The 26,132-nt window shown below is 65.3% G+C and carries 25 protein-coding genes; all 25 read left to right on the forward strand.

Features of this window, described 5'->3' with window-relative positions; translation table 11 throughout:
* Positions 1 to 58: 58 nt before the first annotated feature.
* The 25 genes from surE (at position 59) to WM2015_RS06720 (ending at position 26,127) form a co-directional block, all read left to right on the forward strand.
* Complete coding sequence (surE, locus tag WM2015_RS06600; protein WP_049725304.1) at positions 59 to 838, forward strand: 5'/3'-nucleotidase SurE; 780 nt, start codon at positions 59 to 61, stop codon at positions 836 to 838.
* Positions 835 to 1,497 carry a protein-L-isoaspartate(D-aspartate) O-methyltransferase gene (locus WM2015_RS06605; RefSeq protein ID WP_049725305.1) on the forward strand — a complete coding sequence of 221 codons (663 nt, stop codon included), beginning with the start codon at positions 835 to 837 and terminating at the stop codon, positions 1,495 to 1,497. Before surE ends, WM2015_RS06605 begins: the two co-directional genes overlap by 4 nt.
* A gap of 9 nt (positions 1,498 to 1,506) precedes the next feature.
* Positions 1,507 to 2,082: a YqaA family protein gene (locus tag WM2015_RS06610; protein ID WP_049725306.1), complete on the forward strand. Its 576-nt coding sequence runs from the start codon at positions 1,507 to 1,509 to the stop codon at positions 2,080 to 2,082.
* Positions 2,073 to 2,903 carry a peptidoglycan DD-metalloendopeptidase family protein gene (locus WM2015_RS06615; RefSeq protein WP_183971350.1) on the forward strand — a complete coding sequence of 277 codons (831 nt, stop codon included), beginning with the start codon at positions 2,073 to 2,075 and terminating at the stop codon, positions 2,901 to 2,903. Before WM2015_RS06610 ends, WM2015_RS06615 begins: the two co-directional genes overlap by 10 nt.
* A 140-nt stretch (positions 2,904 to 3,043) precedes the next feature.
* Positions 3,044 to 3,493 (forward strand): RrF2 family transcriptional regulator, encoded by a 450-nt coding sequence (locus WM2015_RS06620; RefSeq protein ID WP_049725308.1) that lies wholly within the window; start codon positions 3,044 to 3,046, stop codon positions 3,491 to 3,493.
* 136 nt (positions 3,494 to 3,629) lie between these two features.
* Positions 3,630 to 4,946 carry an N-acetylmuramoyl-L-alanine amidase gene (locus WM2015_RS06625; protein ID WP_169751114.1) on the forward strand — a complete coding sequence of 439 codons (1,317 nt, stop codon included), beginning with the start codon at positions 3,630 to 3,632 and terminating at the stop codon, positions 4,944 to 4,946.
* Between the two features lie 59 nt (positions 4,947 to 5,005).
* Positions 5,006 to 6,784 (forward strand): DNA mismatch repair endonuclease MutL, encoded by a 1,779-nt coding sequence (gene mutL / locus WM2015_RS06630; RefSeq protein WP_049725310.1) that lies wholly within the window; start codon positions 5,006 to 5,008, stop codon positions 6,782 to 6,784.
* Positions 6,774 to 7,778, forward strand: a complete 1,005-nt coding sequence (gene miaA / locus WM2015_RS06635) for a tRNA (adenosine(37)-N6)-dimethylallyltransferase MiaA (protein ID WP_211260971.1) — start codon at positions 6,774 to 6,776, stop codon at positions 7,776 to 7,778. Before mutL ends, miaA begins: the two co-directional genes overlap by 11 nt.
* Positions 7,779 to 7,830: 52 nt before the next feature.
* Positions 7,831 to 8,070, forward strand: a complete 240-nt coding sequence (gene hfq / locus WM2015_RS06640; RefSeq protein ID WP_049725311.1) for an RNA chaperone Hfq — start codon at positions 7,831 to 7,833, stop codon at positions 8,068 to 8,070.
* Between the two features lie 59 nt (positions 8,071 to 8,129).
* The gene (gene hflX, locus WM2015_RS06645) at positions 8,130 to 9,386 is read left to right on the forward strand and encodes a ribosome rescue GTPase HflX (protein WP_082169526.1); all 1,257 of its coding nucleotides are present in this window, start codon (positions 8,130 to 8,132) and stop codon (positions 9,384 to 9,386) included.
* A 101-nt stretch (positions 9,387 to 9,487) separates the two neighbouring features.
* Positions 9,488 to 10,642, forward strand: coding sequence for an FtsH protease activity modulator HflK (hflK, locus tag WM2015_RS06650; RefSeq protein WP_049725313.1), 1,155 nt, complete (start codon positions 9,488 to 9,490; stop codon positions 10,640 to 10,642).
* A gap of 1 nt (position 10,643) precedes the next feature.
* A complete protein-coding gene (hflC, locus tag WM2015_RS06655; RefSeq protein ID WP_049725314.1) occupies positions 10,644 to 11,507 on the forward strand; it encodes a protease modulator HflC in 864 nt (287 codons plus the stop codon).
* 26 nt (positions 11,508 to 11,533) lie between these two features.
* The gene (locus WM2015_RS06660) at positions 11,534 to 12,817 is read left to right on the forward strand and encodes an adenylosuccinate synthase (protein ID WP_049725315.1); all 1,284 of its coding nucleotides are present in this window, start codon (positions 11,534 to 11,536) and stop codon (positions 12,815 to 12,817) included.
* A 40-nt stretch (positions 12,818 to 12,857) separates the two neighbouring features.
* Entirely contained in the window at positions 12,858 to 14,138 is a 1,281-nt protein-coding gene (gene serS / locus WM2015_RS06665) for a serine--tRNA ligase (RefSeq protein WP_049725316.1), read from the forward strand.
* A gap of 41 nt (positions 14,139 to 14,179) precedes the next feature.
* Positions 14,180 to 15,250 carry a 3-phosphoserine/phosphohydroxythreonine transaminase gene (gene serC / locus WM2015_RS06670; protein WP_049725317.1) on the forward strand — a complete coding sequence of 357 codons (1,071 nt, stop codon included), beginning with the start codon at positions 14,180 to 14,182 and terminating at the stop codon, positions 15,248 to 15,250.
* A complete protein-coding gene (pheA, locus tag WM2015_RS06675) occupies positions 15,213 to 16,364 on the forward strand; it encodes a prephenate dehydratase (RefSeq protein ID WP_049725318.1) in 1,152 nt (383 codons plus the stop codon). Before serC ends, pheA begins: the two co-directional genes overlap by 38 nt.
* A gap of 22 nt (positions 16,365 to 16,386) precedes the next feature.
* Complete coding sequence (gene hisC, locus WM2015_RS06680) at positions 16,387 to 17,508, forward strand: histidinol-phosphate transaminase (protein ID WP_049725319.1); 1,122 nt, start codon at positions 16,387 to 16,389, stop codon at positions 17,506 to 17,508.
* A gap of 5 nt (positions 17,509 to 17,513) precedes the next feature.
* Positions 17,514 to 18,821: a 3-phosphoshikimate 1-carboxyvinyltransferase gene (gene aroA, locus WM2015_RS06685; protein ID WP_049725320.1), complete on the forward strand. Its 1,308-nt coding sequence runs from the start codon at positions 17,514 to 17,516 to the stop codon at positions 18,819 to 18,821.
* Positions 18,814 to 19,497, forward strand: a complete 684-nt coding sequence (gene cmk, locus WM2015_RS06690) for a (d)CMP kinase (RefSeq protein WP_049725321.1) — start codon at positions 18,814 to 18,816, stop codon at positions 19,495 to 19,497. Before aroA ends, cmk begins: the two co-directional genes overlap by 8 nt.
* A 105-nt stretch (positions 19,498 to 19,602) precedes the next feature.
* Positions 19,603 to 21,360 (forward strand): 30S ribosomal protein S1, encoded by a 1,758-nt coding sequence (gene rpsA, locus WM2015_RS06695; RefSeq protein WP_281173140.1) that lies wholly within the window; start codon positions 19,603 to 19,605, stop codon positions 21,358 to 21,360.
* Positions 21,361 to 21,430: 70 nt separating this feature from the next.
* Positions 21,431 to 21,724 carry an integration host factor subunit beta gene (locus WM2015_RS06700; RefSeq protein WP_049725323.1) on the forward strand — a complete coding sequence of 98 codons (294 nt, stop codon included), beginning with the start codon at positions 21,431 to 21,433 and terminating at the stop codon, positions 21,722 to 21,724.
* Between the two features lie 64 nt (positions 21,725 to 21,788).
* On the forward strand, positions 21,789 to 22,055 hold the full coding sequence (locus WM2015_RS06705; protein WP_049725324.1) for a LapA family protein: 267 nt from the start codon (positions 21,789 to 21,791) through the stop codon (positions 22,053 to 22,055).
* Positions 22,048 to 23,211, forward strand: a complete 1,164-nt coding sequence (lapB, locus tag WM2015_RS06710; protein WP_082169527.1) for a lipopolysaccharide assembly protein LapB — start codon at positions 22,048 to 22,050, stop codon at positions 23,209 to 23,211. The genes WM2015_RS06705 and lapB overlap by 8 nt, the downstream gene beginning before the upstream one ends.
* Positions 23,208 to 24,236, forward strand: a complete 1,029-nt coding sequence (locus WM2015_RS06715; protein WP_049725326.1) for an MraY family glycosyltransferase — start codon at positions 23,208 to 23,210, stop codon at positions 24,234 to 24,236. The genes lapB and WM2015_RS06715 overlap by 4 nt, the downstream gene beginning before the upstream one ends.
* Positions 24,237 to 24,240: 4 nt before the next feature.
* On the forward strand, positions 24,241 to 26,127 hold the full coding sequence (locus WM2015_RS06720; protein ID WP_049725327.1) for a polysaccharide biosynthesis protein: 1,887 nt from the start codon (positions 24,241 to 24,243) through the stop codon (positions 26,125 to 26,127).
* The last annotated feature ends 5 nt before the right edge of the window (positions 26,128 to 26,132 follow it).

The following is a 26,132-nucleotide window of genomic DNA, read 5'->3' on the forward strand; positions in this document are numbered from 1 at the left end:
CGTGCCGCTCATGCCGGGATTCCTTTATAGTTACGTCTTGATTCCAGCCAATTCAAGCATGCATATTCTCATTTCCAATGACGACGGGCTGTATGCGCCCGGAATTCGCCTGTTGTCCGAGGGTCTGGCCAAGCACTGCGACCGCGTGACCGTCGTCGCGCCGGATCGCGATCGCTCCGGCGCCAGCAACTCTCTGACACTCGATCAGCCCATTCGCGTCGAACGCCAGGGCGAGGGCGTCTACAAGGTCTACGGCACGCCGACCGACTGTGTCCACGTGGCCATCACCGGGGTGCTCGAAGCCGAGCCCGATATGGTGGTGTCCGGGATCAACGCCGGCGCCAACATGGGTGACGACGTGCTGTATTCCGGCACCGTGGCAGCCGCGATGGAAGGTCGTTTCCTGGGGCTGCCGGCCATGGCGGTCTCCCTGTCCTACGGGCGGGAAGGTCCGCGCCATTACGAAAGCGCGGCTCGGGCGGCCACCATATTGATGCGTCGTCTGGTCGCCGAGCCGCTGCCCGCGGACACGATCCTGAATGTGAACGTGCCGGACCTGCCCTGGGAGGAGATCAAGGGCTTCGAGACCACCCGTCTGGGCCACCGTCACCGATCGGAAAACGTCATTCCCCTCGAAGATCCGCGCGGTCGACCGTTCTACTGGATCGGCCCGCCGGGTGGCGAGCAGGACAACGGGCCCGGCACGGACTTCAATGCGGTGCGCAAGGGCTATGTGTCCGTGACGCCGATTCACGTCGATCTGACCCGTTACCAGGCGCTCGATCAGGTCAGTCACTGGATCGAGGCCCTGAACGGCGAAGGTGCCGGCGAAGAATGATCGCCGATCCCATCCAGCGTGGCATCGGGATGACCTCGGAGAAGACGCGTCAGCGTCTCGTGACCAGGCTCCGCGACAAGGGTATTCGGGACGAAGCCGTGCTCGAGGCGATCGCCGCGACGCCGCGTCATCTGTTCGTGGATGAAGCCCTGTCATCGCGAGCCTACGAGGACACGGCCCTGCCGATCGGGCGTGGGCAGACCATTTCCCAGCCCTACGTCGTGGCCCTGATGACCGCCGCCATCCATGGCGAGCGACCGCTGCGCAAGGTGCTCGAAGTCGGCACCGGGTCGGGTTATCAGGCCGCCATCCTCGCCCGTCTGTGCGATCGGGTCTTCACCACCGAGCGGATCGGCGAACTGGTGCGGACCGCCCGACAGCGCTTCCATCGTCTCGGCCTCCACAACATCCTGACCCGGCATGCCGATGGTCTGGAGGGTTGGCCGACGCAGGCGCCCTTCGATGCCATCGTGGTGACGGCCGGGGGCGAGGTGCCGGATGCGCTCCTCGAGCAACTCGACGAGGGCGGTGTGCTGGTCGCGCCGATGAACGATGGGCAGGGCCAGCGTCTGACCCGCGTCACCCGCACGGCGACGGGCTTCGAGCGGGAGGACCTCGGCCCGGTCATCTTCGTGCCGCTGCTCAGCGGTCTGGAGTAGGGCGGGCATATGTTCAGGGCCCTGTATGATCGTGCCTTGCACTGGTCCCGCCATCGTTACGCCGAGCGCTACCTGGCGGCACTGTCCCTGGCCGAGGCCACGGTCTTTCCGATCCCCCCGGATGTGATGCTGGCACCCATGGTGCTGGCGCGGCGGGACCGTGCCTGGCGTCTTGCGCTGCTGACGACGCTGACCTCGGTGCTCGGGGGGCTGATCGGCTACCTGATCGGCCACCTGGCCCTGGACGCGATCTACCCATTCATCGAGCGTGTGGGCTATGCCCATCACTACGAGCGTGCCGTGGACGCCTTCAGGGACTACGGCATCTGGTTCGTGATCATCGCCGGGTTCACGCCGATCCCCTTCAAGATCATCACCATCGCGGGTGGCGCCCTGGGCATGCCCCTGCTTGGCTTCGTGGCCGGCAGCCTGATCGGCCGGGGTGCTCGATTCTATCTGGTGGCCGGCCTGGTCTGGGCCGGTGGTGCTCGGGCCGAGGAGCGACTGCGCGAATGGGTGGATCTGATCGGTTGGTCGGTCCTGATCATCGCGGCCGTGGCTGGCCTGGTGTGGTGGTGGCTGTAGGGCGTCTCCTCTCCGGCCTTTTCGCCACGCTGCTGATCGCGGGCGGGCTGACCGCCTGCGCGCCCTGGCAACCGGCACCCGTCGAAGATCGTCGTGAACAGCCGCCGCCTCGGGCGAGCCGACCCGCACCCGGTCCGGCGCCCGCCGTCTACGAGATCAGGCGCGGTGACACCCTGTACTCCATTGCCTTTCGCTACGGCCTCGATTGGCGATCGGTGGCCAGCTGGAACGGCATGAGTGCGCCTTACACCATCCGGCCCGGGCAGGAAATCCGTCTGACCGCGCCGCCCGTCGCCCGCGAGGTCCGCCCGCCCGCTCCCGAACCGGCGCCTCCTCGCTCTGTGCCCCCGGCCAGCACGCAGCCGGCGGTTCGACCCTCCGCGCCGGCCGAATCCTCGCCATCGTCACCCCAGCCTGCCCCGAGCTCGGGAGCAAGTCGCCGGGTGGCCGGTGTCGACTGGCGCTGGCCGACGGCCGGTGCCGTCGCCCGGGCCTTCGACGCCTCGGCGGCGCGCCGTGGCATCGGCATCCGGGGGCAGGCAGGTCAGACCGTGGTGGCAGCGGCCGATGGGGAAGTCGTCTACAGCGGCACGGCGCTGATCGGCTACGGGGAGCTGATCATCATCAAGCATTCGGCCACGATGCTGTCGGCCTATGGGCACAATCGCCGTCGTCTGGTTGCCGAGGGCGCTCGTGTCCGGGCCGGTCAGCCGATCGGAGAAATGGGCCTGGACGAGACCGACCAGGCCGTGCTGCACTTCGAGATCCGGCGCAACGGCGAACCCGAGAATCCCCTGGAGTTTCTTCCGCCGCGAGACTAGTGACGGTCCGTGACCGAGCGCAACCACAAAAACGCGACATCCGCTTTACTACGATCCCGACAACCCATTACTCTCGAGGCTCGCCCTTTGATGAGGGCGTTGGCGATGTCGGGACAAGCTGGAGCATTCAGGGGCGCGTCATGCGGGTTACACGCTATACGGACTATTCACTGCGGATGCTGATCTACCTGGCGGTTCAGGGGGAGCGTCGCAGCACGATCGGCGAGATCTCCGATGCCTACGGAATCTCGAAGAACCACTTGATGAAGGTGGCGCAGCAGCTGGCGGCCGACGGCTTCGTGGATTCCGCCCGCGGCGTCAATGGCGGGGTGAAGCTGGCCCGGCCCGCCGAAGACATCAATATCGGCGAGGTGGTGCGCCTGATGGAGCCGGATCTGGGCTTGGTCGAGTGCATGCGTGCCGACAACGAGTGCGTGATCACGCCGGCCTGTCGCCTGCGCTCCGTCCTGCATCGGGCGAAGAGCCAGTTCATCGACTGCCTTGACCGGGTCAGCCTGTCCGAAGTGGTTCCCGAGAGCAAGGCGCCGGAACTCAGAACCCTGCTTCGCATCAAGCTCGCCATGGACTGAACCAACCGGACTTCCGGGCTCATGGGCGGCTTTCTGCAGAAGAAGCCTTCAGTTGTTCTTGTATCTTGCCGTTTTGACTTGAAAAAGTTCGAGAATGGGGGCAAGATTGCAGATAGAGTCCTGCTCGGGAAGCTTCGTGACTGGAACGCTGTGCAGAATCGGACTGGTGGTGTTGGCCTTGACGGGTAGCGCCCTCGTCTTCGCTTCGGAGGTCCGCAACCTGCGCGTCTGGGCGGGTCCGGACAGCACGCGAGCCGTGCTCGATCTCGACGGCCGCGTCGACTACCGCCTCTTCACCCTGGATGATCCCGCACGCGTCGTCGTCGATATCGATGGCACGTCGATCGAGCACCAGCTGTCCATCGACCCGGAGCGCAGCGGCGTCATCGAAGCCGTTCGCCATGGCGTTCGCAACGGCAGCGATCTGCGGGTGGTCTTCGATCTCGAGGAAAACGCCAAGCCGCAGAGCTTCCTGCTGGATCCTGCCGGTGAGTACGGACATCGCCTGGTCATCGACCTGACCCCTGAGAACGCACAGACCGCTACCGAACGCGTGCGAGAGGTGGTCCGGGCAGCGACCACCGGTGAGCGTGAAATGATCGTTGCGATCGACGCCGGTCATGGCGGTGAGGATCCCGGGGCCATCGGGCCGAGCGGTGTGTTCGAAAAGACCGTCACGCTGGCCATTGCCCGGGCGCTCGAGGAGCGCATCAACGCGATGCCCGGCATGCGCGGCGTGCTGATTCGCACCGATGATTACTTCGTTCCCCTGCAGGAGCGCTACGGGCGCGCTCGGAATGCCGAGGCGGACCTGTTCATTTCCATCCACGCCGATGCCTTTCGTGATTTCCGGGTGCGCGGCAGTTCGGTCTACATCCTCTCTCGACGGGGCGCCTCCAGCGAGGCCGCCCGCCTGCTCGCCCAGAGCGAGAACCAGTCGGACCTGATCGGCGGCGTTCGCCTCGACCGAGGTGACGACATGCTCAGTTCGGTGCTGCTGGATCTGTCGCAGAGTGCATCCCTCGAGTACAGTTCCCGCGCTGCGGAATCCGTGCTCACCCAGCTCGACACGGTCGGCCGCCGCCATCGCTCTCAGGTCGAGCGCGCGAATTTCGTCGTGCTGCGCTCGCCGGATGTGCCCAGCATCCTCGTGGAAGTGGGCTTCATCAGCAATCCGCAGGACGAAAACAACCTGAACAATCCCCAGCATCGGGAGCGGATTGCCGCCGCGATCGCCCGGGGCGTGGATGAGCACTTCCGTCAGACGGCACCGCAGGGGACCTGGTTTGCCAACAACCGGACGCGTGGCCGACACGTGGTCGAACGCGGCGACACCCTGGGCGTCATCGCGCGTCGTTATCAGGTCAATGTCAATCGCCTGCGTGAGGCCAATGGTCTCGACGACGATGTGATCCATCCTGGGGCAGTGCTGGTGATCCCGACCGGCAGCTGAGTCGTTCCCCCGTCTCGATCGTCCAATCCTGAAGGCCGCATGTCGCTAAACTGAGCGGCATGCCGATTCGACAACTTTCTACGCATCTCATCAACCAGATCGCTGCCGGCGAGGTCGTCGAGCGGCCGGCCTCGGTGGTCAAGGAACTGATCGAGAACAGTCTGGATTCCGGCGCGGATCGTATCCGCGTCGATGTGGAGCAGGGCGGCACTCGCCGCATTCGCGTCACCGATAACGGGGCCGGGATCGAGGCCGATCAGCTGCATTTGGCCCTGGCGCCACATGCCACCAGCAAGATCGCCGATCTGGACGATCTCGAAGCCGTGGCCAGCTTCGGTTTCCGAGGCGAGGCCCTGGCCTCCATCGCCTCCGTGTCCCGACTTCGCCTGGCTTCTCGACCCGCCGACGCCCAGAGCGGGCAGGCGATCGAAGCCGAAGGCGGTACCCTGTCCGAACCACAGCCGGCCGGCATGCCCACGGGCACCGTGATCGATGTTCGTGATCTCTTCTACAACGTGCCGGCGCGGCGCAAGTTCGTCCGGACCGAGCGCACCGAGTTCGGCCATATCGATGAGCTCGTCCGCCGCCTGGCGCTGGCCAATATGGAGGTGGGTTTCGAACTCTTCCACGACGGCCGTGCCGTGCGGCGTCTGGCGCCCGTGGCCGATCAGGCCGGCTGGCTCAGGCGGGTCTCGGATGTCTGCGGGCAGGGCTTCGTCGAGCAGGCCCTCGAACTCGAGCGCGATCATGCGGGCTTGCGTCTGTCGGGTTGGGTGGCGCGGCCGGCCTATTCGCGCAGTCAGGCCGATCAGCAGTTCTTCTTCGTCAACGGACGCCTGGTTCGCGATCGGCTGGTCGCGCACGCGATTCGCCAGGCCTATCGGGACGTCCTTTTTCACGGCAGGCATCCGGCCTTCGTGCTGCGACTGGACCTCGATCCGAGGCGCGTGGACGTCAACGTCCACCCACAGAAGACCGAGGTGCGGTTTCGCGACGGCCGCCTGGTGCATGATTTTCTCTTCTCGACCATCAATCAGGCCCTGGCCGAGACGAGACCGGGGCAGGGCGTGGCGGCCTCGTCCGGTGCGCGTCCCGAGTTTTTCGGCTTCACGGGCCGGGCGAGCGTCGAGCGCTCCCCGTCCCAGTCCGGTCTGGGGCTCGCGGTGGGTGATGCGGTGTCGAGCTACGCTCGCCTCGTCCAGGCCGAAGGCGGGTCCGGATCCGACCGGATCGAAGCGGTGGATGCCGGCGACATGCCGCCCCTGGGCTTCGCGGTCGCGCAGATCCATGGTGTGTTCGTGCTCGCCGAAAATGCCCAGGGCCTGGTCGTGGTCGACATGCATGCCGCACACGAGCGGATCGTCTACGAGCAGCTCAAGCGCAGCTGGGGAGAGGATCGGGTTCGTTCCCAGCGTTTGCTGGTGCCCGAGAAGCTGGCCGTGTCACGACGTGAGGTGCAGGCTCTGGAGACCCATGGGCAGGACCTCGGCCGGCTGGGCTTCGAGCTCGATCTGGCCGGTCCGGAGAGCGTGATCGTGCGCGCCGTGCCGAGCCTGCTGGCGACCTCCGATCCCCTGGGTCTGGTCCGGGACCTGCTGGCGGATCTGGCCGAGCTGGGCCGCAGCGAACGCGTCGAGACTGCGATCGACGAGCTGCTCTCGACCATGGCCTGCCATGGCTCGGTGCGCGCCAATCGGCGCCTGAACATCGACGAGATGAACCGCTTGTTGCGCGACATGGAGCGAACCGAGCGCAGTGATCAATGCAATCACGGCCGGCCGACCTGGGTGCAGCTGGACATGAAATCCCTCGACCGGCTCTTCCTGCGTGGTCAGTGACCCGCGATCGGGTGCCGATCTGCCGCCCGCGGTCATCCTGACCGGCCCGACGGCGGCGGGGAAGACCGATGTGGCCATGGCGCTGGCCGATCGCTTCGACGTGGCCTTGATCAGCGTGGATTCGGCCCAGGTCTACCGTGGCCTCGACATCGGTGCAGCCAAGCCCGATGCGGTAACCCTGGCTCGCTACCCCCATGCCCTGATCGATATCCGGGATCCCGCCGAGGCCTACTCCGCCGCGGACTTCGTCAAGGATTGCGAAGCGGCCATGCGGGAGGCTCGGGCCGCGCGCCGTCTGCCCGTCTTGGTGGGAGGCACCACGCTCTATCTTCGCGCGCTCATCTACGGCCTCGATCCACTGCCGCCGGCCGATCCGAGCCTGCGAGAGCAGCTCGCGACCGAACTTGCCGAAGACGGCGGTCGCGGTCTGCACGCCGAGCTCGCTTCGGCGGACTCGGCAGCTGCCGCCAGGATCCGCCCGAATGACCCGCAGCGCCTGCTCCGCGCCGTCGAGATCCTTCGTCTGACCGGCAAGGGCCCAAGCCATTGGCAGACCGGTAATCGCCTGGCCCGTCTCGACACTCTGCGCCTGGTGATCACGCCCTCCGATCGCAAGGTGCTGCACGATCGCATCGCCCTGCGCTTCGAACGGATGGTGGCCGAGGGCTTTCTCGACGAGGTGGCTGCGCTGCGCAAGCGGGGTGATCTGGGGCCGGATCTGCCCGCGATCCGAAGCGTCGGCTATCGTCAGGCCTGGGATTTCCTCGCCGGCCGTTTCGACCAGGAGAGCTTTCTGCAGCGGGCGCGAGCGGCGACCCGGCAGCTGGCCAAGCGTCAGTTGACGGCCCTGCGCCAGATGCGCGCGGCTCTCTGGTATGATTCACAGAAAGGCGCTGCAATTGATAGTATTTTCAGGCAGGTACAGGGGTTTTCCAAACAGCTCGATGAGGCGGCGGAATTGACAGAGCACCGCTCGGGCCCATCACTGGATTGAAGACAGTCGACCCACGAATTCAACGAAAAGACGCATACCAAGGAGTCAATAAATGTCCAAGGGTCAATCGCTGCAAGATCCATTTCTGAATGCGCTCCGGCGCGAGCATGTGCCGGTGTCGATCTATCTGGTCAATGGCATCAAGCTTCAGGGGCAGATCGAATCCTTCGATAACTTCGTGATTTTGCTGAAGAACTCCGTCAGTCAGATGATCTACAAGCACGCGATTTCTACCGTGGTCCCGGCGCGCAATGTGCGCATGAGCGAGCACGGGGAGGCGCAGGACTCCTGATCGAGGTCGGCACCGCAGACGTCGAAGCCCGCGCCTCCGGGGCGCCGGCACGGACGATACTGCTTCATCCGGTCATCGAGCGTTCCGACGACCAGGACTCGCGCGAGGAATTCCGGCGTCTGGCCGAATCGGCGGGCCTGGAGATCGTCGGCGAGCTGCAGGCGCCACGCTCGCGTCCTGACCCCAAGTACCTGGTCGGTTCCGGCAAGGTCGACGAGCTGGCCGAACGCGTGGCCGAACTCTCGGCGGAGCTGGTTCTCGTCAACGGGCGTCTGTCACCCATCCAGGAGCGAAACCTGGTGCGACGCCTGGGCGTCAACGTGCTCGACCGGACCACGCTGATTCTTGACATCTTCGCCCAGCGGGCACGCTCGCACGAGGGCAAACTGCAGGTCGAGCTGGCCCAGCTCAAGCACCTGTCCACGCGGCTGGTGCGTGGCTGGACCCACCTCGAGCGACAGCGAGGTGGGATCGGCATGCGCGGGCCCGGCGAAACCCAGCTCGAAACCGACCGTCGTCTGCTGGCCAATCGCATCCGGGCCCTGACCGCACGCCTCGACAAGGTCGAGCAGCGCCGCGCCGAGGGACGCCGCGCCCGCGAGCGGGGCGAAACCCCGTTGATCGCGCTGGTCGGCTACACCAACGCCGGCAAGAGCACCCTGTTCAATCGACTGACCGAATCGGCTGTGATGGCCAGGGATCAATTGTTCGCCACCCTCGATCCCACGGTGCGCCGCATCGAGAGCCTGGCCGGCAGCCCGGTACTGCTCAGCGATACCGTGGGTTTCATCCGCGATCTGCCGCACGAGCTGGTGGCCGCCTTCCGTGCCACCCTGGAAGAAACCCTGGGGGCAAGCCTGGTGGTGCACGTCATCGACGCGGCCGATCCGGACCGGGCGCGGCATCAGGCCGTGGTCGAAGAAGTGCTCGACGACATCGGGGCGGCGGATCTGCCCCTGCTTCGGGTCTACAACAAGGCCGATCTGACCGATCATGCGCCGGGGCTCGAGCGTGACGAGGGCGGCGAAATCCGCGCCGTCTGGGTGTCGGCGGCGACCGGCGAGGGCATGGACGCGCTCAAACGGGCCCTGAGCGAGCGGGTCGGTGAGGGTCGGATCCACCGCTGGATCGATCTGGGCCCCGACCATGCCCGCCTCCGCTCGCGGCTGTTCGCGCTCGGCGTGGTCCAGCAGGAGCGAATCGACGAGGAGGGCATCTGCCATCTCGAGGTGGAACTCGACCGTCGCGATGCCCGCTTGTTGACGCGCCTTGGCGGGGCCGATGGCAAACTGGTCGAGGAAGTCCTGTTAAACTAATCGGCTTGGCGTCGGCCACTCAGCGCTGACCCGTTCCGCTCCCGCGGGACCGGTCGAGCGGGACCGATGCGCGGGCCCAGCGAAGATCAACGGAGACAGCAATGCCCTGGAATGAACCCGGCCGTGGAAGCGGTGGTGGTGATGATCGCGATCCCTGGAAGGGAGGCAACGGACAGCAGCCGCCCGATCTCGATGAGGTGTTCGCCAACGTGCAACGTCGCCTGAAGAAGATCATGGGCGGTGGCGACGATGGCGAGCGTGGCAGTGGTTCGGCCGGAGGTCCGTCCTTCGGGGGCATTCTGCTGCTCGTCGCCTTGCTGCTGGTGATCTGGGTCGCCTTCACTTCGATCCACATCATCGACGAATCCGAGCGAGGGGTCGTGCTGCGCTTCGGTGAGCACGCGCGCAACCTGAACCCCGGCCTGAACTTCACCCTGCCGACGCCGGTGGAAGAAGTCATCAAGGTCAACGTCTCCCGGGTCAGCTCCCTGGAGAACCAGAGCCGCATGCTGACCGGCGACGAGAACCTGATCGACCTGGCCTACGCGATCCAGTACCGGATCGTCGAGCCCGAGTCCTTCCTGTTCAACGTTCAGGACCCGATCGATTCCCTGTCCCAGGCCGCCGACAGCTCGATTCGCGAAATCATCGGCACCAACGACATGGACTACATCCTGGAAGTCGGGCGAAACCAGATTGCCCTGGACAGCCAGATGCTGCTCGAGGAAGTGATCAGCCGCTATCAGCCGGGCATAGAGATCACCTCGTTCAACTTGCAGGAAGTACGCCCGCCCTCCCAGGTGCGCCAGGCCTTCGACGATGTGGTCCGGGCACGTGAGGACCAGATCCGTTTTGCCAACGAGGCTCAGGCCTACGCCAACCAGGAAGTGCCCGAGGCGCGTGGTCGCGCGGCTCGCATCCTGGAAGAGGCACGCGGCTATCAGGAGTCGGTGATCGCTCGGGCCACCGGTGAGGCCGATCGTTTCATTTCCATCTACACGGAATATGCGCAGGCGCCGGAAGTCACCCGCGAGCGGCTCTATCTCGAAACCCTCGAGCGCGTCTACGGTCGCTCCTCCAAGATCCTGATGGACGTCGATGGGTCCAACAACATGTTCTATCTGCCCCTGGATCGACTGGGCGGAAATGCCTCGGCCACCGCGCCACCCCCCCCGCTGATGCTCCCCAGCGATCAGCAGCGTGGCCGCGAGTCCACCACCGACCCGAGAGCCCGTAGCGGCCGGGAGGGACGTTGATATGAGAATCCTGATTCCTATCCTGCTGGTGCTGGCCGTGATCATCGGCCTGAACAGCCTGTTCGTGGTCAAGGAAACCGAGTACGCGATCAAGTTCCGTCTCGGTGAGGTCGTGCGTGCCGACTACGAGCCCGGGCTGCACCTCAAGATGCCCTTCATCAACAACGTGGTGAAGCTCGAGCGTCGCCTGATCACCCTCGACATGCAGCCGGAACAGATGAATACGGCCGAGCAGAAGTTCGTCGAGGTCGACTACTACGTCAAGTGGCAGATCACCGACCCGCGCCAGTTCTACGTCTCCACCCAGGGGGGCGACATGATGTTTACCCGCTCGCGCCTGGGCCAGCTGATCCGGAACGACCTGCGTGATGAATTCGCGCAGCGGACGCTCAGCGAAGTGGTCTCCGAGCAGCGCCGGACCATGATGGAGCGCCTGGTGGCTCGCGCCGACGAGCGCTTCCAGGACTTCGGGATCGACGTGATCGATGTCCGCATCAAGCGGATCGAGCTGACCGAGCAGGTGCTCAATTCGGTCTTCGACCGGATGGAAACCCAGCGGACCGAGTACGCCAACGAGCTGCGCTCACTGGGGCGCGAGTCGGCCGAGCGCATTCGCGCCGATGCCGATCGTCAGGTCCGGGTTCTGCTCGCCGAAGCCGAGCGTGAAGCGCAGCAGATCCGAGGCGAGGGCGATGCCCAGGCCATCGCGATCTACGCCGACGCCTTCAATCGCGACCGCGAGTTCTACTCGTTCTGGCGCAGCCTTGGCGCCTACGAGAACAGCTTCGGAACCGAGAGCGACATCCTGCTGATGGATACCAGCTCGGAGTTCTTCCGTTTCTTCGAACAGCAGGACGGCCGTTAGGCCTCCACGACAAAGACTGGACTGACATGACTCGATCCGTGGTCATTCTCGGCACCCAATGGGGTGACGAGGGCAAGGGCAAGATCGTCGATCTTCTGGCCCATGATGTGGACGCCGTAGTCCGCTACCAGGGCGGCCATAACGCCGGCCATACCCTGGTCATCAACGGCGAAAAGACGGTCTTGCACGTGATTCCTTCGGGGGTGCTCACGCCGCGTGCCCGCTGCCTGATCGGCAACGGCGTGGTCGTGGCGCCGCATGCCCTGATCAAGGAAATCCAGGGCCTGGAGGCCAAGGGCGTTGACGTCCGGTCCCGCCTGGGCATTTCGCCGGCCTGTCCGGTGATCCTGGGTTGCCACGAGGCCCTCGACCGGGCCCGCGAGCAGGCCCGCGGTCAGCGCAAGATCGGCACCACGGGTCGCGGCATCGGACCGGCCTACGAGGACAAGGTGTCTCGCCATGGCCTGCGCCTGGCCGATCTGGCCGATCCGGTCCGGCTGGAGGACAAGCTGGGTTCGGTGATCGATTACCACAACTTCCTGCTGCAGCACTACTACCAGGCCGATCCCGTGGATGGTGCGGCGATCGCCGACGAGGCGGCGCGGCTGGGCGAAGAGCTCAAGCCGATGTTCACCGATGTGACGGCTGATCTGCACGAGCTGCGCGAGGCCGGCAAGCGCATCCTGTACGAGGGTGCCCAGGGCAGCCTGCTGGACATCGACCACGGCACCTATCCCTTCGTGACCTCGTCCAACACCACCGTCGGGGGTGTGATGACCGGGGCGGGCGTCGGCCCGGATGCGATCGACTACGTACTGGGTATCACCAAGGCCTACACGACGCGCGTGGGCAGCGGTCCGTTCCCGACGGAACTCGATGATGCCGCTGGCCGATTGATGGCCGAGCGGGGCGTCGAATTCGGTGCCACCACGGGTCGCCCGCGCCGCTGCGGCTGGCTCGATGCCGTGGCGATGCGCCGCATGGTCCGGGTCAATGGCATCACGGGCCTGTGCATCACCAAGCTCGATGTGCTCGATCCCTTCGAGGAGGTCAAGATCTGCGTCGATTACCGGGGCGTGGACAGCTTTCCGCTCGGGGCCGAGGAATGGTCCCGTGTCGAGCCCGTGTACGAGACCCTGCCGGGCTGGCAGGGCACGACGCAGGGCCTGACCGATGCGAGCCGTCTCCCCAGCGGGGCGCGCGCCTACCTTGATCGGATCGAAGAGCTGATCGGCGCCCCGGTGCACATGCTCTCGACCGGGCCCGAGCGCGACGCCAACGTGATCTTCCGCGATCCGTTTGCCGACTGATTCCACGAACTGAACTCCTGCCGCGAGCCGACTGAACGTCATGCTTGACCCTCAACTTCTTCGCTCCGATCTCGAAGGCGTGGCCACTGCGCTGGCCCGCCGTGCCTACCACCTCGATATCGAGAACTACGCCGCGCTCGAGGAAAAGCGCAAGGCCCTGCAGATCCGCACCGAGGAACTGCAGAACCAGCGCAACACGCGGTCCAAGTCCATAGGGCAGGCCAAGGCGCGGGGCGAGGACATCGAGCCCCTGCTGGCCGAGGTGTCCCGCCTTGGGGACGAGCTCAAGGAGACCAAGGCCACGCTCGATGCCGTGCGCGATCAGATGCAGCACCTGGCGCTGGACATGCCCAATCTGCCCGACGAGTCGGTGCCGGACGGGCAGGGCGAGGACGACAATCAGGAGATCCGTCGCTGGGGGGAGCCGAACCGGCTCGACTTCGAACCACGCGATCATGTCGACCTGGGCGAAGGCCTGAAGGGGCTGGATTTCGAAGTCGCGGCGAAACTCTCGGGTAGCCGTTTCGCGGTGCTCAGTGGGCCGCTGGCCCGGCTGCATCGTGCCCTGGCTCAGTTCATGCTCGACCGTCACGCCGAGCATGGCTACCGCGAGATGTATGTCCCTTACCTGGTCAATGCCGAAGCCATGCAGGGCACGGGTCAGTTGCCGAAGTTCGCGGAAGATGCCTTTCAGATCGATGACGAGCCGAGCCGCTTCCTGATCCCGACCGCCGAGGTCCCGCTGACCAATCTGGTCGCCGGCGAGATCCTCGATGCCGGCACCCTGCCGCTGAAGTTCGTCGCCCACACGCCCTGCTTCCGGCGCGAGGCCGGGGCCTACGGCAAGGACACCCGCGGCATGATCCGCCAGCATCAGTTCGACAAGGTCGAGCTGGTGCAGATCAGCCTGCCGCAGGAGTCCGACGACTGCCTGGAAGCACTCACGGGACATGCCGAATCCATTCTCCAGGCCCTTGAGCTGCCGTATCGCGTGATGGTGCTCTGCACGGGCGACATGGGCTTTTCGGCCCGCAAGACCTATGACCTCGAAGTCTGGCTGCCGGGTCAGCAGGCCTACCGCGAGATTTCCTCCTGCTCGAACTTCGGAGATTTCCAGGCGCGCCGGATGCAGGCGCGCTGGCGCAATCCCGACACCGGCAAGCCGGAGCTGGTCCACACCATCAACGGCTCCGGCCTGGCGGTGGGCCGGACCCTGATAGCCGTCATCGAGAACTACCAGCAGCGCGATGGCTCGGTGGTCGTGCCTTCGGTCCTGCGCCCCTATCTGGGTGGCCTGGATCGGATTGCCGTGGCCGGCTGAGTCGACCTTCCGGCCCGTGCGCTGCGATCGGAGTTCCTGACATGAAGCGCCACAATTTTTCGGCCGGTCCGGCGATGCTGCCGGTGGAGGTGCGCCAGCGCCTCGCCGAGGCCCTGGCCCCGTCTGCCGACGGCAGCCCGTCGATCGCCGAAGTCTCCCACCGGGGGCCGCGCTTCGCCGCACTCGCCGAAGAACTGGAGCATCGTCTGCGGGCGCTGATGGGCCTGGGCGACAGCCATGCTCTGCTCCTTCTCCAGGGCGGTGCCAATCTGCAGTTTGCCTGGCTGCCGATGAATCTGGCCGTGGGGCGGACACCCGCCTACCTGATCAGCGGTCACTGGGGCCTCAAGGCCCTGGCCGAAGCCCGTCGCCTCGGGCCGGCCGAAGTGGTGGGAAGCAGCGAGCGCGACGGCTTTCGGGATGTGCCCGAGGTGGGGCATCTGCCCGAGCACTGCGCCTATCTTCACTACACGGGTAACGAGACGATCCACGGCGTCCAGTTCGAGCAGCCGCCGACGGTGGCCGTGCCGCTGGCGGCCGACCTGAGCTCGGAGTTCCTTTCGCGCCCATACCCTTACGCCGATCTGGCCTTTGCCTACGCCGGCGCGCAGAAGAACCTGGGCATCGCCGGGCTGACGGTGGTGAGCATCCGTCGCGATCTGCTCGCGCGGATTCCGGACGGTCTGCCTCGCTATCTCGACTATCGAAGCTGGGTCGAGTCGGACTCCATGTACAACACGCCAGTGACCCTGAGCTGGTATGTGGCGCTGGAGGTCTGTCGATGGATCGAGGAGTCACGTGGCGGTTTGACCGCCCTGGCCGAACGCAACCGACTGCGGGCAGAGCGCCTTTACCGATGCATCGATGAGAGCGGCTTCTGGTCCAATCCCGTGGCGCCACAAGCGCGTTCGGTCATGAACGTACCGTTCTTTCCGGCGAGCGAGGATCACGTCGGGCGATTCCTCGAGGCTGCCGAAGCCGCGGGTCTGATGGGCCTCAAGGGTCACCGTGCCCTCGGCGGCCTGCGCGCCAGCCTGTACAATGCCCTGGACGATGATTCGGTGGAGACCCTGATTGACTTCCTCGGAGACTACGAACGCCGATTCGGCTGAGCGCGGCCTGGCCGAGGTGCGTCGCAAGATCGATACCCTCGACGAACAGATCCAGGCCCTGATTTCCGAACGGGCCCGTCTGGCGGCCGCCGTGCGCGAAGCGAAAGGCGACCTGGGTTCCGGCTCGGCCTACTATCGACCCGATCGAGAAGCTCAGGTCCTGCGCCGAGTGATCGAGCGCAATGAAGGACCGTTGAGTGACGCGGCCATCCTGCGGCTGTTCCGCGAGATCATGTCCGCCTGTCTGGCTCAGCAGGAGCCGATGCGGATCGCCTACCTGGGCCCGGAAGGCACCTTCACCCAGCAGGCGGTCTATCGGCAGTTCGGTCATTCGGTCAATGCCATCGCCCAGCCGAGCATCGAAGACGTGTTTCTGAGCGTGCAGGGCGGCGAGGCCGACTTCGGCGTCGTGCCGGTGGAGAATTCCACCCAGGGCGTGGTCAGCCATACGCTGGATCTGTTCATGCACTCCGATCTCAAGATCGCCGCCGAGGTGGAGTTGCGCATCCATCAACACCTGCTGACCCAGGCTCGGCGCCTCGATCAGATCGAGCGGGTCTACGCCCATCAGCAGTCGCTGGCGCAGTGCAAGCACTGGCTGGCCGCGCATCTGGACCATGCCGAATTGATCGCCGTGTCGAGCAACGCCGAGGCGGCCAGGCGAGTGCGGAACGCCCCGGATTCGGCGGCGATCGCCGGCCGCCACGCGGCGGAGGTCTACGGCCTGCCGGTGCTGTTCGCCAACATCGAGGATCATGTCGACAATACGACGCGCTTCCTGGTGCTGGGCAAGTCCCTGCTGCCGTCCTCGGGCGAGGACAAGACGACGCTGATGGTTGCCGGCCACGATGGTCCCGGGGCCCTGTTCGGCCTGCTCGAGCCACTGGCGCGCCATCACGTCAACATGAACCGCATCGAATCCCGACCCTCCCGCCAGGGCCGTTGGGATTATGTGTTCTTCATCGATGTCGACGGCCACGTCGACGACCCGAGCCTGGCCTCGGCGATGGAGGAGCTCGCCGAATCGGCCCGCCTGGTCAAGGTGCTCGGCTCCTATCCGAGGGCCGTGCTGGGGCGCCTGCCGGACTCGGCTGCCACCGAAACCCAATCCTGAACACGACGACAAGCATCGACCCATGAAGACACTGAATTTCGACGACCTGGCCGTGCCCGGCGTCCGCGAGCTGATGCCCTACACGCCGGGCAAGCCGATTTCCGAGCTGGAGCGGGAGTACGGCGTGACCGATTCGATCAAGCTGGCCTCCAACGAGAACCCGCTCGGGGCCAGTCCTCGAGCCCTCGAAGCGATCCGCGGCGAGCTGGATGATCTCTGGCTCTACCCGGACGCCAACGGTTTCGAGCTCAAGCAGGCACTGGCCCGGAAGCACTCGGTCGATCCGAGCTGCATCACCCTGGGCAACGGTTCCAACGACGTGCTGGTCTTTCTTGCCCAGGTGTTTCTGCAGCCCGGTCTGGAAGCGGTGTTCTCGCAGTACTGCTTCGCCGTCTACCCGATCGCGACGCAGATGGTCGGGGCGACGGCCCGGGTGGCACCGGCGCTCCAGGCCGACCACCCGATGGCACTGGGTCATGATCTGCGCGCCCTCTACGAGCGGGTCGGGCCGGACACGCGCCTGGTCTTCGTCGCCAATCCCAACAACCCGACCGGGACCTGGCTCGATGGCGCGCGCCTGAAGGACTTCGTGGCCTCGCTGCCGCCGCACGTGATCTGCGTCGTCGACGAGGCCTACACCGAGTACGCGGAATCCGATCGCCTGGGCGACGCGTCGACCTGGCTCGAGGAATGCCCGAACCTGGTCGTGACCCGGACCTTTTCCAAGGCCTACGGCCTGGCAGGCCTGCGCGTGGGCTATGCCTTGAGCAATCCCGGCGTGGCCGATCTGCTCAACCGCGTGCGACCGGCCTTCAACGTCAACTCCCTGGCGCTGACGGCCGCGCGAGCGGCTCTGGAAGACCAGGACTTCATCGATCGCTCCCGCCGCCTCAACAGCGCCGGTCTGATCCAGTTGGGCGAGGGCCTGCGCGAACTGGGCGCCACCACCATTCCGTCGGCGGCGAATTTCATTCTGGCCGGCTTCGAGCGTTCGGGTGCAGCGCTCAATGAAGCCCTGCTACGCGAGGGTGTGATCGTCCGTCCCGTCGGCAATTACGGGCTCGACAATTATCTGCGCATCACCATCGGCACCGAGGCGCAGAACCAGCGCGTACTGGCCGCCCTGAAGCGGATTCTGGGCTGAATCGGATGCGCCTCAGGATTCAAGCGACCTCGAAGCCGCTGGCGGGGCGCTATTGCCCGCCCGGGGACAAGTCGATTTCCCACCGCGTCGCCATCCTCGGCGGTCTTGCCCGAGGGACGAGTGTGATCGAGGGCTTCCTGGAGGCGGCCGACACGCGTGCGACGCTCGCTGCCATGGCGAGCCTGGGTGCCGAAGTAACCGAATCCGAGGGCCGGATCCGGATCACGGGTGGTCGACTGGAGGCGGGGAACCGGACGCTCGACCTGGGCAATTCCGGGACCGGGATGCGGCTGCTGGCCGGCATGCTGTCGGGGCGGCCCGAGCTGATCGGGCATACCCTGACCCTGATCGGTGACGAGTCCCTGTCCGCCCGGCCCATGGATCGGATCATTCGCCCCCTGAGCGAGATGGGCGCCCGGATCGGGTCACGGGAGGGTCGGGCACCTCTGTCGATCGAACCGCAGGCGCTGCATGGCATCCGCTACGCGATGCCGGTGGCCAGTGCCCAGGTCAAATCGGCGCTGTTGCTGGCCGGTCTGGTCGCCGATGGAGCGACCGTGGTCGTCGAGCCGGGCCCGAGCCGGGACCATACGGAGCGCCTGTTGCCCGCCTTCGGCGTCGATCTCCTCGACGGTGCACCCGGTGTGGGGGTGCGGGGTGGAGCCGAGCTGCGCGCGACCGAGCTTCGTGTGCCCGGGGATCTGAGTTCGGCCAGCTTCGTGATGGCGGCCGCCTTGATGGTGCCCGGCTCCCGGGTCGAGGTGGACAACGTCGGACTCAATCCGACGCGCGACGGCGTGCTCCGCATCATCGATGCGATGGGTGGTCGGGTCGAGCGCCTGAGCGACGAGACCGTGGGTCTCGAGCCCGTCGGGCGCCTTGCGGTGCACGGCGAGGGATTGCGTGGGCTGGAGATCCCGCCGGCCTGGGTGCCCCTGGCGATCGACGAATTTCCGATCGTCATGGCGATGGCCGCCGCCGCCGAGGGCGAGACCGTGATTCGGGGTGCCCGGGAGCTCCGGGTGAAGGAGTCCGATCGTCTCGCCGTCATGTGCGAAGCGCTGGCAGCGGTCGGCGTGGACGTGACCGAAACGCCGGACGGCGCCGTGATACGGGGTGGCCGGGTGCGGGGTGGGCGGGTCGATAGCCACGGTGATCATCGCATCGCCATGAGCATGGCCGTGCTCGGGCTGGTGTCGGAGGGCGACATCGTGGTCGAGCGCGCGCAGTGGATCGAGACCAGCTACCCGGGCTTCGTCGACGACATGGTGGCGCTGGGTGCCGACATGCAATGGGAGGCTGACGATGACTGAGCTGGCACCGATTCTGACCATCGATGGCCCGTCCGGCGCCGGCAAGGGCGCGGTCTCGGCGCGCTGTGCTCGAGCCCTGGGCTGGAACGTGCTCGATTCGGGGGCAGTCTACCGAAGCGTGGCGGCGGCGGCTCTCGAGCGCTCGATCGCCGCGGATGATGTGGCGGGCCTGGTCTCCCTGTGCGGCGATCTGGACCTGGTGTTCGAGCCGGGCCCGGACGGCATCCTGGTTCGCCTGGACGGGCGGGCCGTCGATGAGCGCCTGCGCAGCGAGGAGGTCAGCGTCATGAGCTCGCGCGTGGCGGTCCAGCCCGAAGTGCGCGCGGCCTTGCTGGCGCTGCAGCGCAGCCATCGGCGCCCACCCGGTCTGGTGGCCGATGGGCGGGACATGGGCACGATCGTTTTCCCGGATGCGCCGATCAAGGTCTTTCTCGACGCCAGCGTTCGCGAGCGTGCGAACCGGCGCTATAAACAGTTGAAAGACAAGGGGGAAAATGTTATATTCTCGCGTCTTTTTCGCGACCTTGAAGAACGGGACCGGAGAGATCGGGAACGTGCGGTGGCGCCGACGGTGCCAGCGGACGACGCGGTCGTGGTCGACTCGACACGGCTCAACCTCGATCAGGTGGTCGAGCGAGTCCTCGCCATCGTCCGAGATCGGCTTCCAGATCGTTAGAAGAAGAGACCGTCGACTTTCTCGAAAGTCACCCCAAGAGCTGGCTGGAACCTGCACTGGCAGGCCCGGCCTTTTGTCGTAAACGAGTGCCTGAACAAGTTCCGGGTGGTCCGGAACGGCACGGAAGAACCAGCGCGCAGGGCACGGCATGATGCCGCGGCCGGCAGCTGGCAGGAAACCCTTAACGTAATGACCGAATCATTTGCTGAACTGTTTGAACAGAGCCTGACCGAAGCCGACCTTCGCCCGGGCGCCATTGTCATGGGCCGTGTGGTCGAGATCCGTGATGACGCCGTCGTCATCAACGCGGGTCTGAAGTCCGAAGGCATCGTCCCCATCCACCAGTTCGAGAAGCCCGATGGCGAGCTCGAAGTGGCCGTGGGTGACGAAGTCGAAGTCTCCCTCGATGCCGTCGAAGACGGTTTCGGCGAGACCCGCCTGTCGCGCGAAAAAGCCAAGCGCTCCCGCGTCTGGACGTCTCTGGAGAAGTCCTTCGACGCCGAAGAAAATGTCATTGGCCAGATCTCCGGCAAGGTCAAGGGCGGTTTCACCGTCAACATCGACGGCATCCGCGCCTTCCTGCCCGGTTCCCTGGTCGATGTGCGCCCCGTGCGCGACCCGGCCTACCTCGAAGGCAAGGACCTGGAATTCAAGATCATCAAGCTGGACCGTCGCCGCAACAACCTGGTGGTCAGCCGCCGGGCGGTGGTCGAGCACGAGTACGCTGCAGAGCGTGACGATCTGATCGATCGCCTGACCGAAGGCGCCGTCGTGAAGGGTGTGGTGAAGAACCTGACCGACTACGGTGCCTTCCTTGACCTGGGCGGTATCGATGGTCTGCTGCACATCACCGACATGGCGTGGAAGCGCGTTCGTCATCCGTCGGAAGTCGTCGAAGTGGGCGATGAACTGGAAGTTCGCGTCCTGCGCTTCGACCGCGAGCGCATGCGCGTTTCGCTGGGCCTGAAGCAGCTGGGCGACGACCCGTGGGACAACATCGACCGTCGCTACCCGCCGACCACCCGTCTGTTCGGCAAGGTCACGAACATCACCGATTACGGCTGCTTCGTCGAGATCGAAGATGGCGTGGAAGGTCTGGTTCACGTCTCCGAAATGGACTGGACGAACAAGAACGTCAATCCGGCCAAGGTGGTTCATGTTGGTCAGGAAGTCGAAGTCATGGTGCTGGATGTCGACGAAGAGCGTCGCCGCATCTCCCTGGGCATGAAGCAGTGCACGCCGAACCCCTGGGAAGCCTTTGCCGCCACCCACAACAAGAACGACAAGGTGTCGGGCGCGATCAAGTCGATCACGGACTTCGGTATCTTCATCGGCCTGGACGGTGGCATCGACGGTCTGGTTCACCTGTCCGACATCTCCTGGATGACGCCGGGTGAGGACGCGATCCGCAACTTCCGCAAGGGCGAAGAGCTCGAGGCGGTGGTGCTGGCCGTCGATCCGGAGCGTGAGCGCATTTCCCTGGGCATCAAGCAGCTCGAGCAGGATCCGTTCGCCACCTATATGGCCGAGCATCCGCGCGGTTCGATCGTGACCGGTAAGGTCAAGTCGGTCGATCCGAAGGGTGCCGTGGTCGAGCTGGCCGATGGCGTCGATGGCTACATCAAGGCCAGCGATCTGGCCAAGGAACGCGTCGAAGACGCGACCAAGGTGCTGTCGGAAGGCGATGAGATCGAAGCCAAGTTCGTGGCCCTGGACCGGAAGACGCGTAACCTGACGCTGTCGATCCGTGCCAAGGACGATGATGAGCTGGCTGATGCGCTTGATCAGTACCAGTCCCGCTCCGGCGGTTCCGGTACGTCCCTGGGCGATCTGCTCAAAGAGCAGCTCGGCAACAAGGACTGATCAGACCTTGGCAATCTCCCTGGCGGCCGCTCGTTCGGCCGCCAGTGGACCGCAGGAGGGAAGGGGCTGAATGACCAAATCCGAATTGATCGAGAAACTGGCCGCGGATCAGACGCACCTGAGTCAGGCCGACGTGGAGCTGGCTGTTCGCTGTATTCTTGACCAGCTCAGCCGAGCCCTGGCGGATGGCGAGCGGATCGAAATTCGCGGTTTCGGCAGCTTTTCCCTGCATTTCCGCCCGCCTCGCATGGGCCGGAACCCGAAAACCGGTGAGCCAGTCGCGCTGCCGGGCAAGTACGTGCCGCATTTCAAACCCGGCAAGGCGCTGCGCGAACGAGTCAACGAGGGCGCCCAGGAGGGCTGAATGCTTTCGTTTCCGCTCTGCCAGTCGGCAGAGAGCGGGCGCTGATACGACCACGGGAGTCACGATGTTTCGCTGGATCGTCATACTGTCCTGTCTTCTGGCCGCTCTGATCGGCCTGGCCCTCGGGGTGATGAACCCAAATCCCGTCACCGTCAGCCTCCCCGGCTGGGCATTCGAGATGCCACTGGGCAGTCTGCTGATGCTCACTTTCGCGTTGGGCCTGGTCTGTGGCCTGGTGCTCTACCTTCTGTTCTTCCGTCTGCCCGCCCGCCTGGGCCGACGGCGCGCCGGGCCGGCTGACCAGGGTCGCCTGCCTGAGCGCCATGGCTGAACTTGCACTCCTCTTCCTGCTTCTCCCCGTCGCTGCAGCGACCGGTTGGTGGGTGGCTAGGCGAGGTGAACGCGCCCGACGCAGCCGCAGTTCGGCACTGTCCTCGAGCTATTTCCGTGGGCTGAACTACCTGCTCAACGAACAGCCGGACAAGGCCATCGAGGTCTTCCTGGAGCTGGCCGATATCAATCCCGACACGGTCGAAACCCACCTGGCGCTGGGGAACCTGTTTCGCCGCCGGGGAGAGATGGACAAGGCGATTCGCTTTCACAAGCACATCATGACCCGGCCCAACCTCAGCGATGAGCAGCGCGCCCTGGCGCTCTACGAACTCGGTGAGGACTACATGCAGGCTGGCCTCCTGGATCGCGCGGAACGGCTGTTCCGGGAGCTGGCAGAGCATGACTCGAACAACGTCGTCCCGACGCGGCAGCTACTGTCGATCTATCAGCAGGAAAAGGACTGGGAACAGGCGATCGAAATGGCTCGCACGCTGCGCGAGGACGGCCCCGAGCGCGGCGAGTTGATCGCCCAGTTCCAGTGCGAGATCGCGGCTCAGGCTCTGAACGACAATGACACGGAGCGGGCGCGCCAGGCGCTGCGGCAGGCCCGTCGTTACGACCCGCGCAATCCCAGGGCGAGGTTGCTCGAGGGCGACCTCGCCTGGTCCATGGAGGACTGGTCCCGGGCCGCCGACCATTATCGGGCGGCCTGCGATCTGGATGCCGATTGCCTGATCCAGGTGCTCGAACGCATCATCGAATGCCATCGAAGGGTCGATGACCCCGATGCCCTCGATGACTGGTTGCAGACCGTGGTCGAGCGCAGCCCCATGACCACCCCGCTGATCGCCCTGGCCCAGCGTCGGGCGGCGAATGACCCGCAGGGGGCAGCGGATCTGGTGCTCGATCGCATGGCTCGGCGTCCGACCGTACGGGGACTGAAGTACCTGATGAGTCTGCTGGTCAGCGAGGGCGCTCGCCTCGATCGGATCGACCCGGCGCTGGTCGGCGACCTGCTCGATCGCCTGCTCAGCGATCAGCCCCTGTATCGCTGCCAGCACTGCGGCTTCAGCGGCACGTCCTACCATTGGCTCTGTCCGAGCTGCCGTCGCTGGAATACCACACGAGCCATCCGAGGCATTCTCGGCGAGTGAACACGACCGCTTTGCTGCTGCCGGTCCTGACGGCGTTTCTGGTGCCGGCCCTGTCAAGTCCCTGGCTGGCCTCGTTGCTTCGTCGGCGCGGTGTGGTCGATCGTCCCGGCGAGCGTCGGAGTCATGCTCGGATCACGCCTCGCGGCGGTGGTCTGGGTCTCGGACTCGGGATCGTGCTCGGACTGCTGCTGATGCGATTCTCAGGAAGCGTCCCGGCGACGGAGTTCTGGGTCGTGCTGCTGCTGGTTCTGTCCTTGAGCGGTCTCGGCGCCATGGATGACTTTCTCGAGCTGGGTGTCGGCGTGCGCATGCTGGGTCAGGCGCTGATTGCCGCCGCGCTGCTGCTGTGGTCCGGCTGGGTCGATGAGCTTCGCCTTGGCGCGACTCTGGTGGTCTCGATGCCGTGGCTGTTCACGGCCCTGGCCTGGGTGGCGATCCTTTGGTTGATCAATCTCCACAACTTCATGGACGGTTCGGATGGCCTGGCCAGTATGCAGGCCGTTTGGACCGGTGCGGCCTACGCCATGCTGTTCTGGTTCGAAGGGCATGGGGTTCCGGCCCTGGTCGCGCTGTTGCTGACCGCCGCCTCAGCGGGCTTTCTCATCTGGAATCGGCCGGTGGCGCGAATCTTTCTCGGGGATTCCGGGTCCCTGCTGATCGGGGGTCTGGTCGCCTGGCTGGCGCTACAGGCACTGTTGGCGACATCCATCAGTCTGATGCTCTGCATTCTGGTCAGTTCCTTGTTCGTGGTCGACGCCACGCTGACCTTGCTGGCAAGGGCGGCTCGGGGGGAGCGATGGTATACTCCGCACCGGACGCACGCATACCAGACCCTGCTCAGGCTGGGTTGGTCTCACGCACAGGTGCTGTGGGCCTATCTGGGTGTCAATCTTCTCGTCGTGCTGCCTGCGACGCTTGCGGCCCAGCGCTGGCCGTCTCTGGACTTCGTCCTGGGCCTGGGAGTCGTCGGATTGTTGGCAGCCGGCTGGTGGAGCATTCAGTCTGCTGCAAACGGAGAACGATAATCGCATGACTGAACGAGTAGGACGACGACCTGCGCTGCTGAATCTGCGAGCGCTGGTCGTGGTGCACGATCTGGTCATGATCGCCGTCGCCTGGTGCGCCGCCCGCCTCGGCACGCTCTGGTTGCTGGGCGAAGACTCCATTGGCTGGCAGCAGCTGGCCCTCGAGGTGAACCTGGTGCTGCTGGCCCAGGGCTTCCTGCAGTGGCGCGCCGGTCTCTACCGCGGTGTGTGGCGTTTTGCCAGCCTCCCGGACCTGGCCAATCTTCTGCGTTCCTCACTGCTCGGAGCAGTGGCCTGTGCCGCCGTACTGCTCGTGCTCGATTCGCCGGTCGAACTGATCGTCATCATGGTCTGGTCCTTCCCGGCCCTGCTGTTGTTGCTGCTCGGTGTGCCTCGCCTGACTTACCGGGTGTTCAAGGACATGCGCCTGGAAGTGCACCGCCGGCGGGTGACGCAGCGCACCCTGATTCTGGGCGCAGGCCGTTCGGGGCGCTTGCTGCTGCCCGAACTCAAGCGCCGTGGTGGCTTCGACGTTGTCGGGTTTCTCGATGACAGCCGGCGCCTGCGCAACACTGAAATCGAAGGAGTGCCGGTGCTCGGCAGCATCGATCGGCTGCCACGCGTGGTTCGTGAGGCCGCCATCGATCTGGTCGTGATCGCCATTCCATCGGCCACCAATCAGCAGATGCAGCGGGTCGTGGAGATCTGTGAGCGTGCGGAGGTGGAGTTCAAGACTCTGCCCACGCTGAAGGAGCTCGGCACCAGTTTCACGCGCTTCGACGACCTGAAGCCGGTGGCCATCGATGACCTGCTGGGACGGGATCCCGTGTCCCTGGACTGGAACCTGATCCGCTCTGGACTGGCCGGCAAGCGCGTGCTCGTGACCGGTGGTGGTGGCTCGATCGGGGCGGAACTCTGTCGTCAGATCGCCCGGCTCGATCCGGCCGGTCTGGTGGTGCTCGACAACAGCGAGTACAACCTCTACCGGGTCGATTATCGTTTGCGTAGCGAGTTTCGAGATCTTGCGGTCGAGACCATCCTCGGCGATGTCTGCGATTCAGCCACGGTCACCAACGTGATGGAGCGCTCCCGGCCCCAGGTGGTCTTCCATGCGGCCGCCTACAAGCATCTTCCGATGCTGCAGAACCAGGTGCGGGAAGCCTTCCGGAACAATGTGCTGGGCACCCGTCGGGTCGCCGATGCGGCCTCGGAGTACGGGGTGGAGACCTTCGTGCTGATCTCCACGGACAAGGCGGTCAATCCGAGCAACGTCATGGGCGCGACCAAGCGAGTCGCCGAGTTGTACTGCCAGCATCTCAATCGTGAATCCCGGACGCGCTACATTACGGTCCGCTTCGGCAACGTCCTCAATTCCACCGGTTCGGTCGTGCCGTTGTTCAACGAGCAGATCCGCCGCGGCGGCCCGGTGACCGTGACCCACCCCGAAATCACGCGCTATTTCATGACCATCGCCGAAGCGGGGCAGCTGATCCTGCAGGCCGGCGTGCTCGGCGAGGGCGGAGAGGTCTTCGTTCTCGACATGGGTGAGCCGGTCCGGATCAGCTATCTCGCCGAGCAGTTGATTCGCCTGGCCGGCAAGGAGCCGGGCCGCGACATCGAGATCGTCTACACGGGCCTGCGCCCCGGCGAGAAGCTGTTCGAGGAACTGTTTCACGAGCACGAGTCCTACGCCAATACGGCGCACGAGAAGATCTTTCTGACCCGATCGACCGATGTCGACCTGAACTGGATGATCGATCGGCTGCAGCAGGCCGAGCTGGCGGTGCGTCAATACGATAGTGCAGGCCTTCGTCGCATTCTTCTCGAACTGGTGCCCGAGCTCGGCAAGGTGCCGCAGAAGCAGCGCAACGTCGTGCCGCTGGCTGGCTGATGCGC

The sequence above is a fragment of the Wenzhouxiangella marina genome (assembly GCF_001187785.1).
Classification (GTDB): domain Bacteria; phylum Pseudomonadota; class Gammaproteobacteria; order Xanthomonadales; family Wenzhouxiangellaceae; genus Wenzhouxiangella; species Wenzhouxiangella marina.

Coding starts and splice junctions, on each gene's coding strand:
- surE (WP_049725304.1), top strand. CDS start 59: ATGCATATTCTCATTTCCAATGACGACGGGCTGTATGCGCCCGGAATT.
- WM2015_RS06605 (WP_049725305.1), top strand. CDS start 835: ATGATCGCCGATCCCATCCAGCGTGGCATCGGGATGACCTCGGAGAAG.
- WM2015_RS06610 (WP_049725306.1), top strand. CDS start 1,507: ATGTTCAGGGCCCTGTATGATCGTGCCTTGCACTGGTCCCGCCATCGT.
- WM2015_RS06620 (WP_049725308.1), top strand. CDS start 3,044: ATGCGGGTTACACGCTATACGGACTATTCACTGCGGATGCTGATCTAC.
- mutL (WP_049725310.1), top strand. CDS start 5,006: ATGCCGATTCGACAACTTTCTACGCATCTCATCAACCAGATCGCTGCC.
- hfq (WP_049725311.1), top strand. CDS start 7,831: ATGTCCAAGGGTCAATCGCTGCAAGATCCATTTCTGAATGCGCTCCGG.
- hflK (WP_049725313.1), top strand. CDS start 9,488: ATGCCCTGGAATGAACCCGGCCGTGGAAGCGGTGGTGGTGATGATCGC.
- hflC (WP_049725314.1), top strand. CDS start 10,644: ATGAGAATCCTGATTCCTATCCTGCTGGTGCTGGCCGTGATCATCGGC.
- WM2015_RS06660 (WP_049725315.1), top strand. CDS start 11,534: ATGACTCGATCCGTGGTCATTCTCGGCACCCAATGGGGTGACGAGGGC.
- serS (WP_049725316.1), top strand. CDS start 12,858: ATGCTTGACCCTCAACTTCTTCGCTCCGATCTCGAAGGCGTGGCCACT.
- serC (WP_049725317.1), top strand. CDS start 14,180: ATGAAGCGCCACAATTTTTCGGCCGGTCCGGCGATGCTGCCGGTGGAG.
- hisC (WP_049725319.1), top strand. CDS start 16,387: ATGAAGACACTGAATTTCGACGACCTGGCCGTGCCCGGCGTCCGCGAG.
- aroA (WP_049725320.1), top strand. CDS start 17,514: ATGCGCCTCAGGATTCAAGCGACCTCGAAGCCGCTGGCGGGGCGCTAT.
- cmk (WP_049725321.1), top strand. CDS start 18,814: ATGACTGAGCTGGCACCGATTCTGACCATCGATGGCCCGTCCGGCGCC.
- WM2015_RS06700 (WP_049725323.1), top strand. CDS start 21,431: ATGACCAAATCCGAATTGATCGAGAAACTGGCCGCGGATCAGACGCAC.
- WM2015_RS06705 (WP_049725324.1), top strand. CDS start 21,789: ATGTTTCGCTGGATCGTCATACTGTCCTGTCTTCTGGCCGCTCTGATC.
- lapB (WP_082169527.1), top strand. CDS start 22,048: ATGGCTGAACTTGCACTCCTCTTCCTGCTTCTCCCCGTCGCTGCAGCG.
- WM2015_RS06720 (WP_049725327.1), top strand. CDS start 24,241: ATGACTGAACGAGTAGGACGACGACCTGCGCTGCTGAATCTGCGAGCG.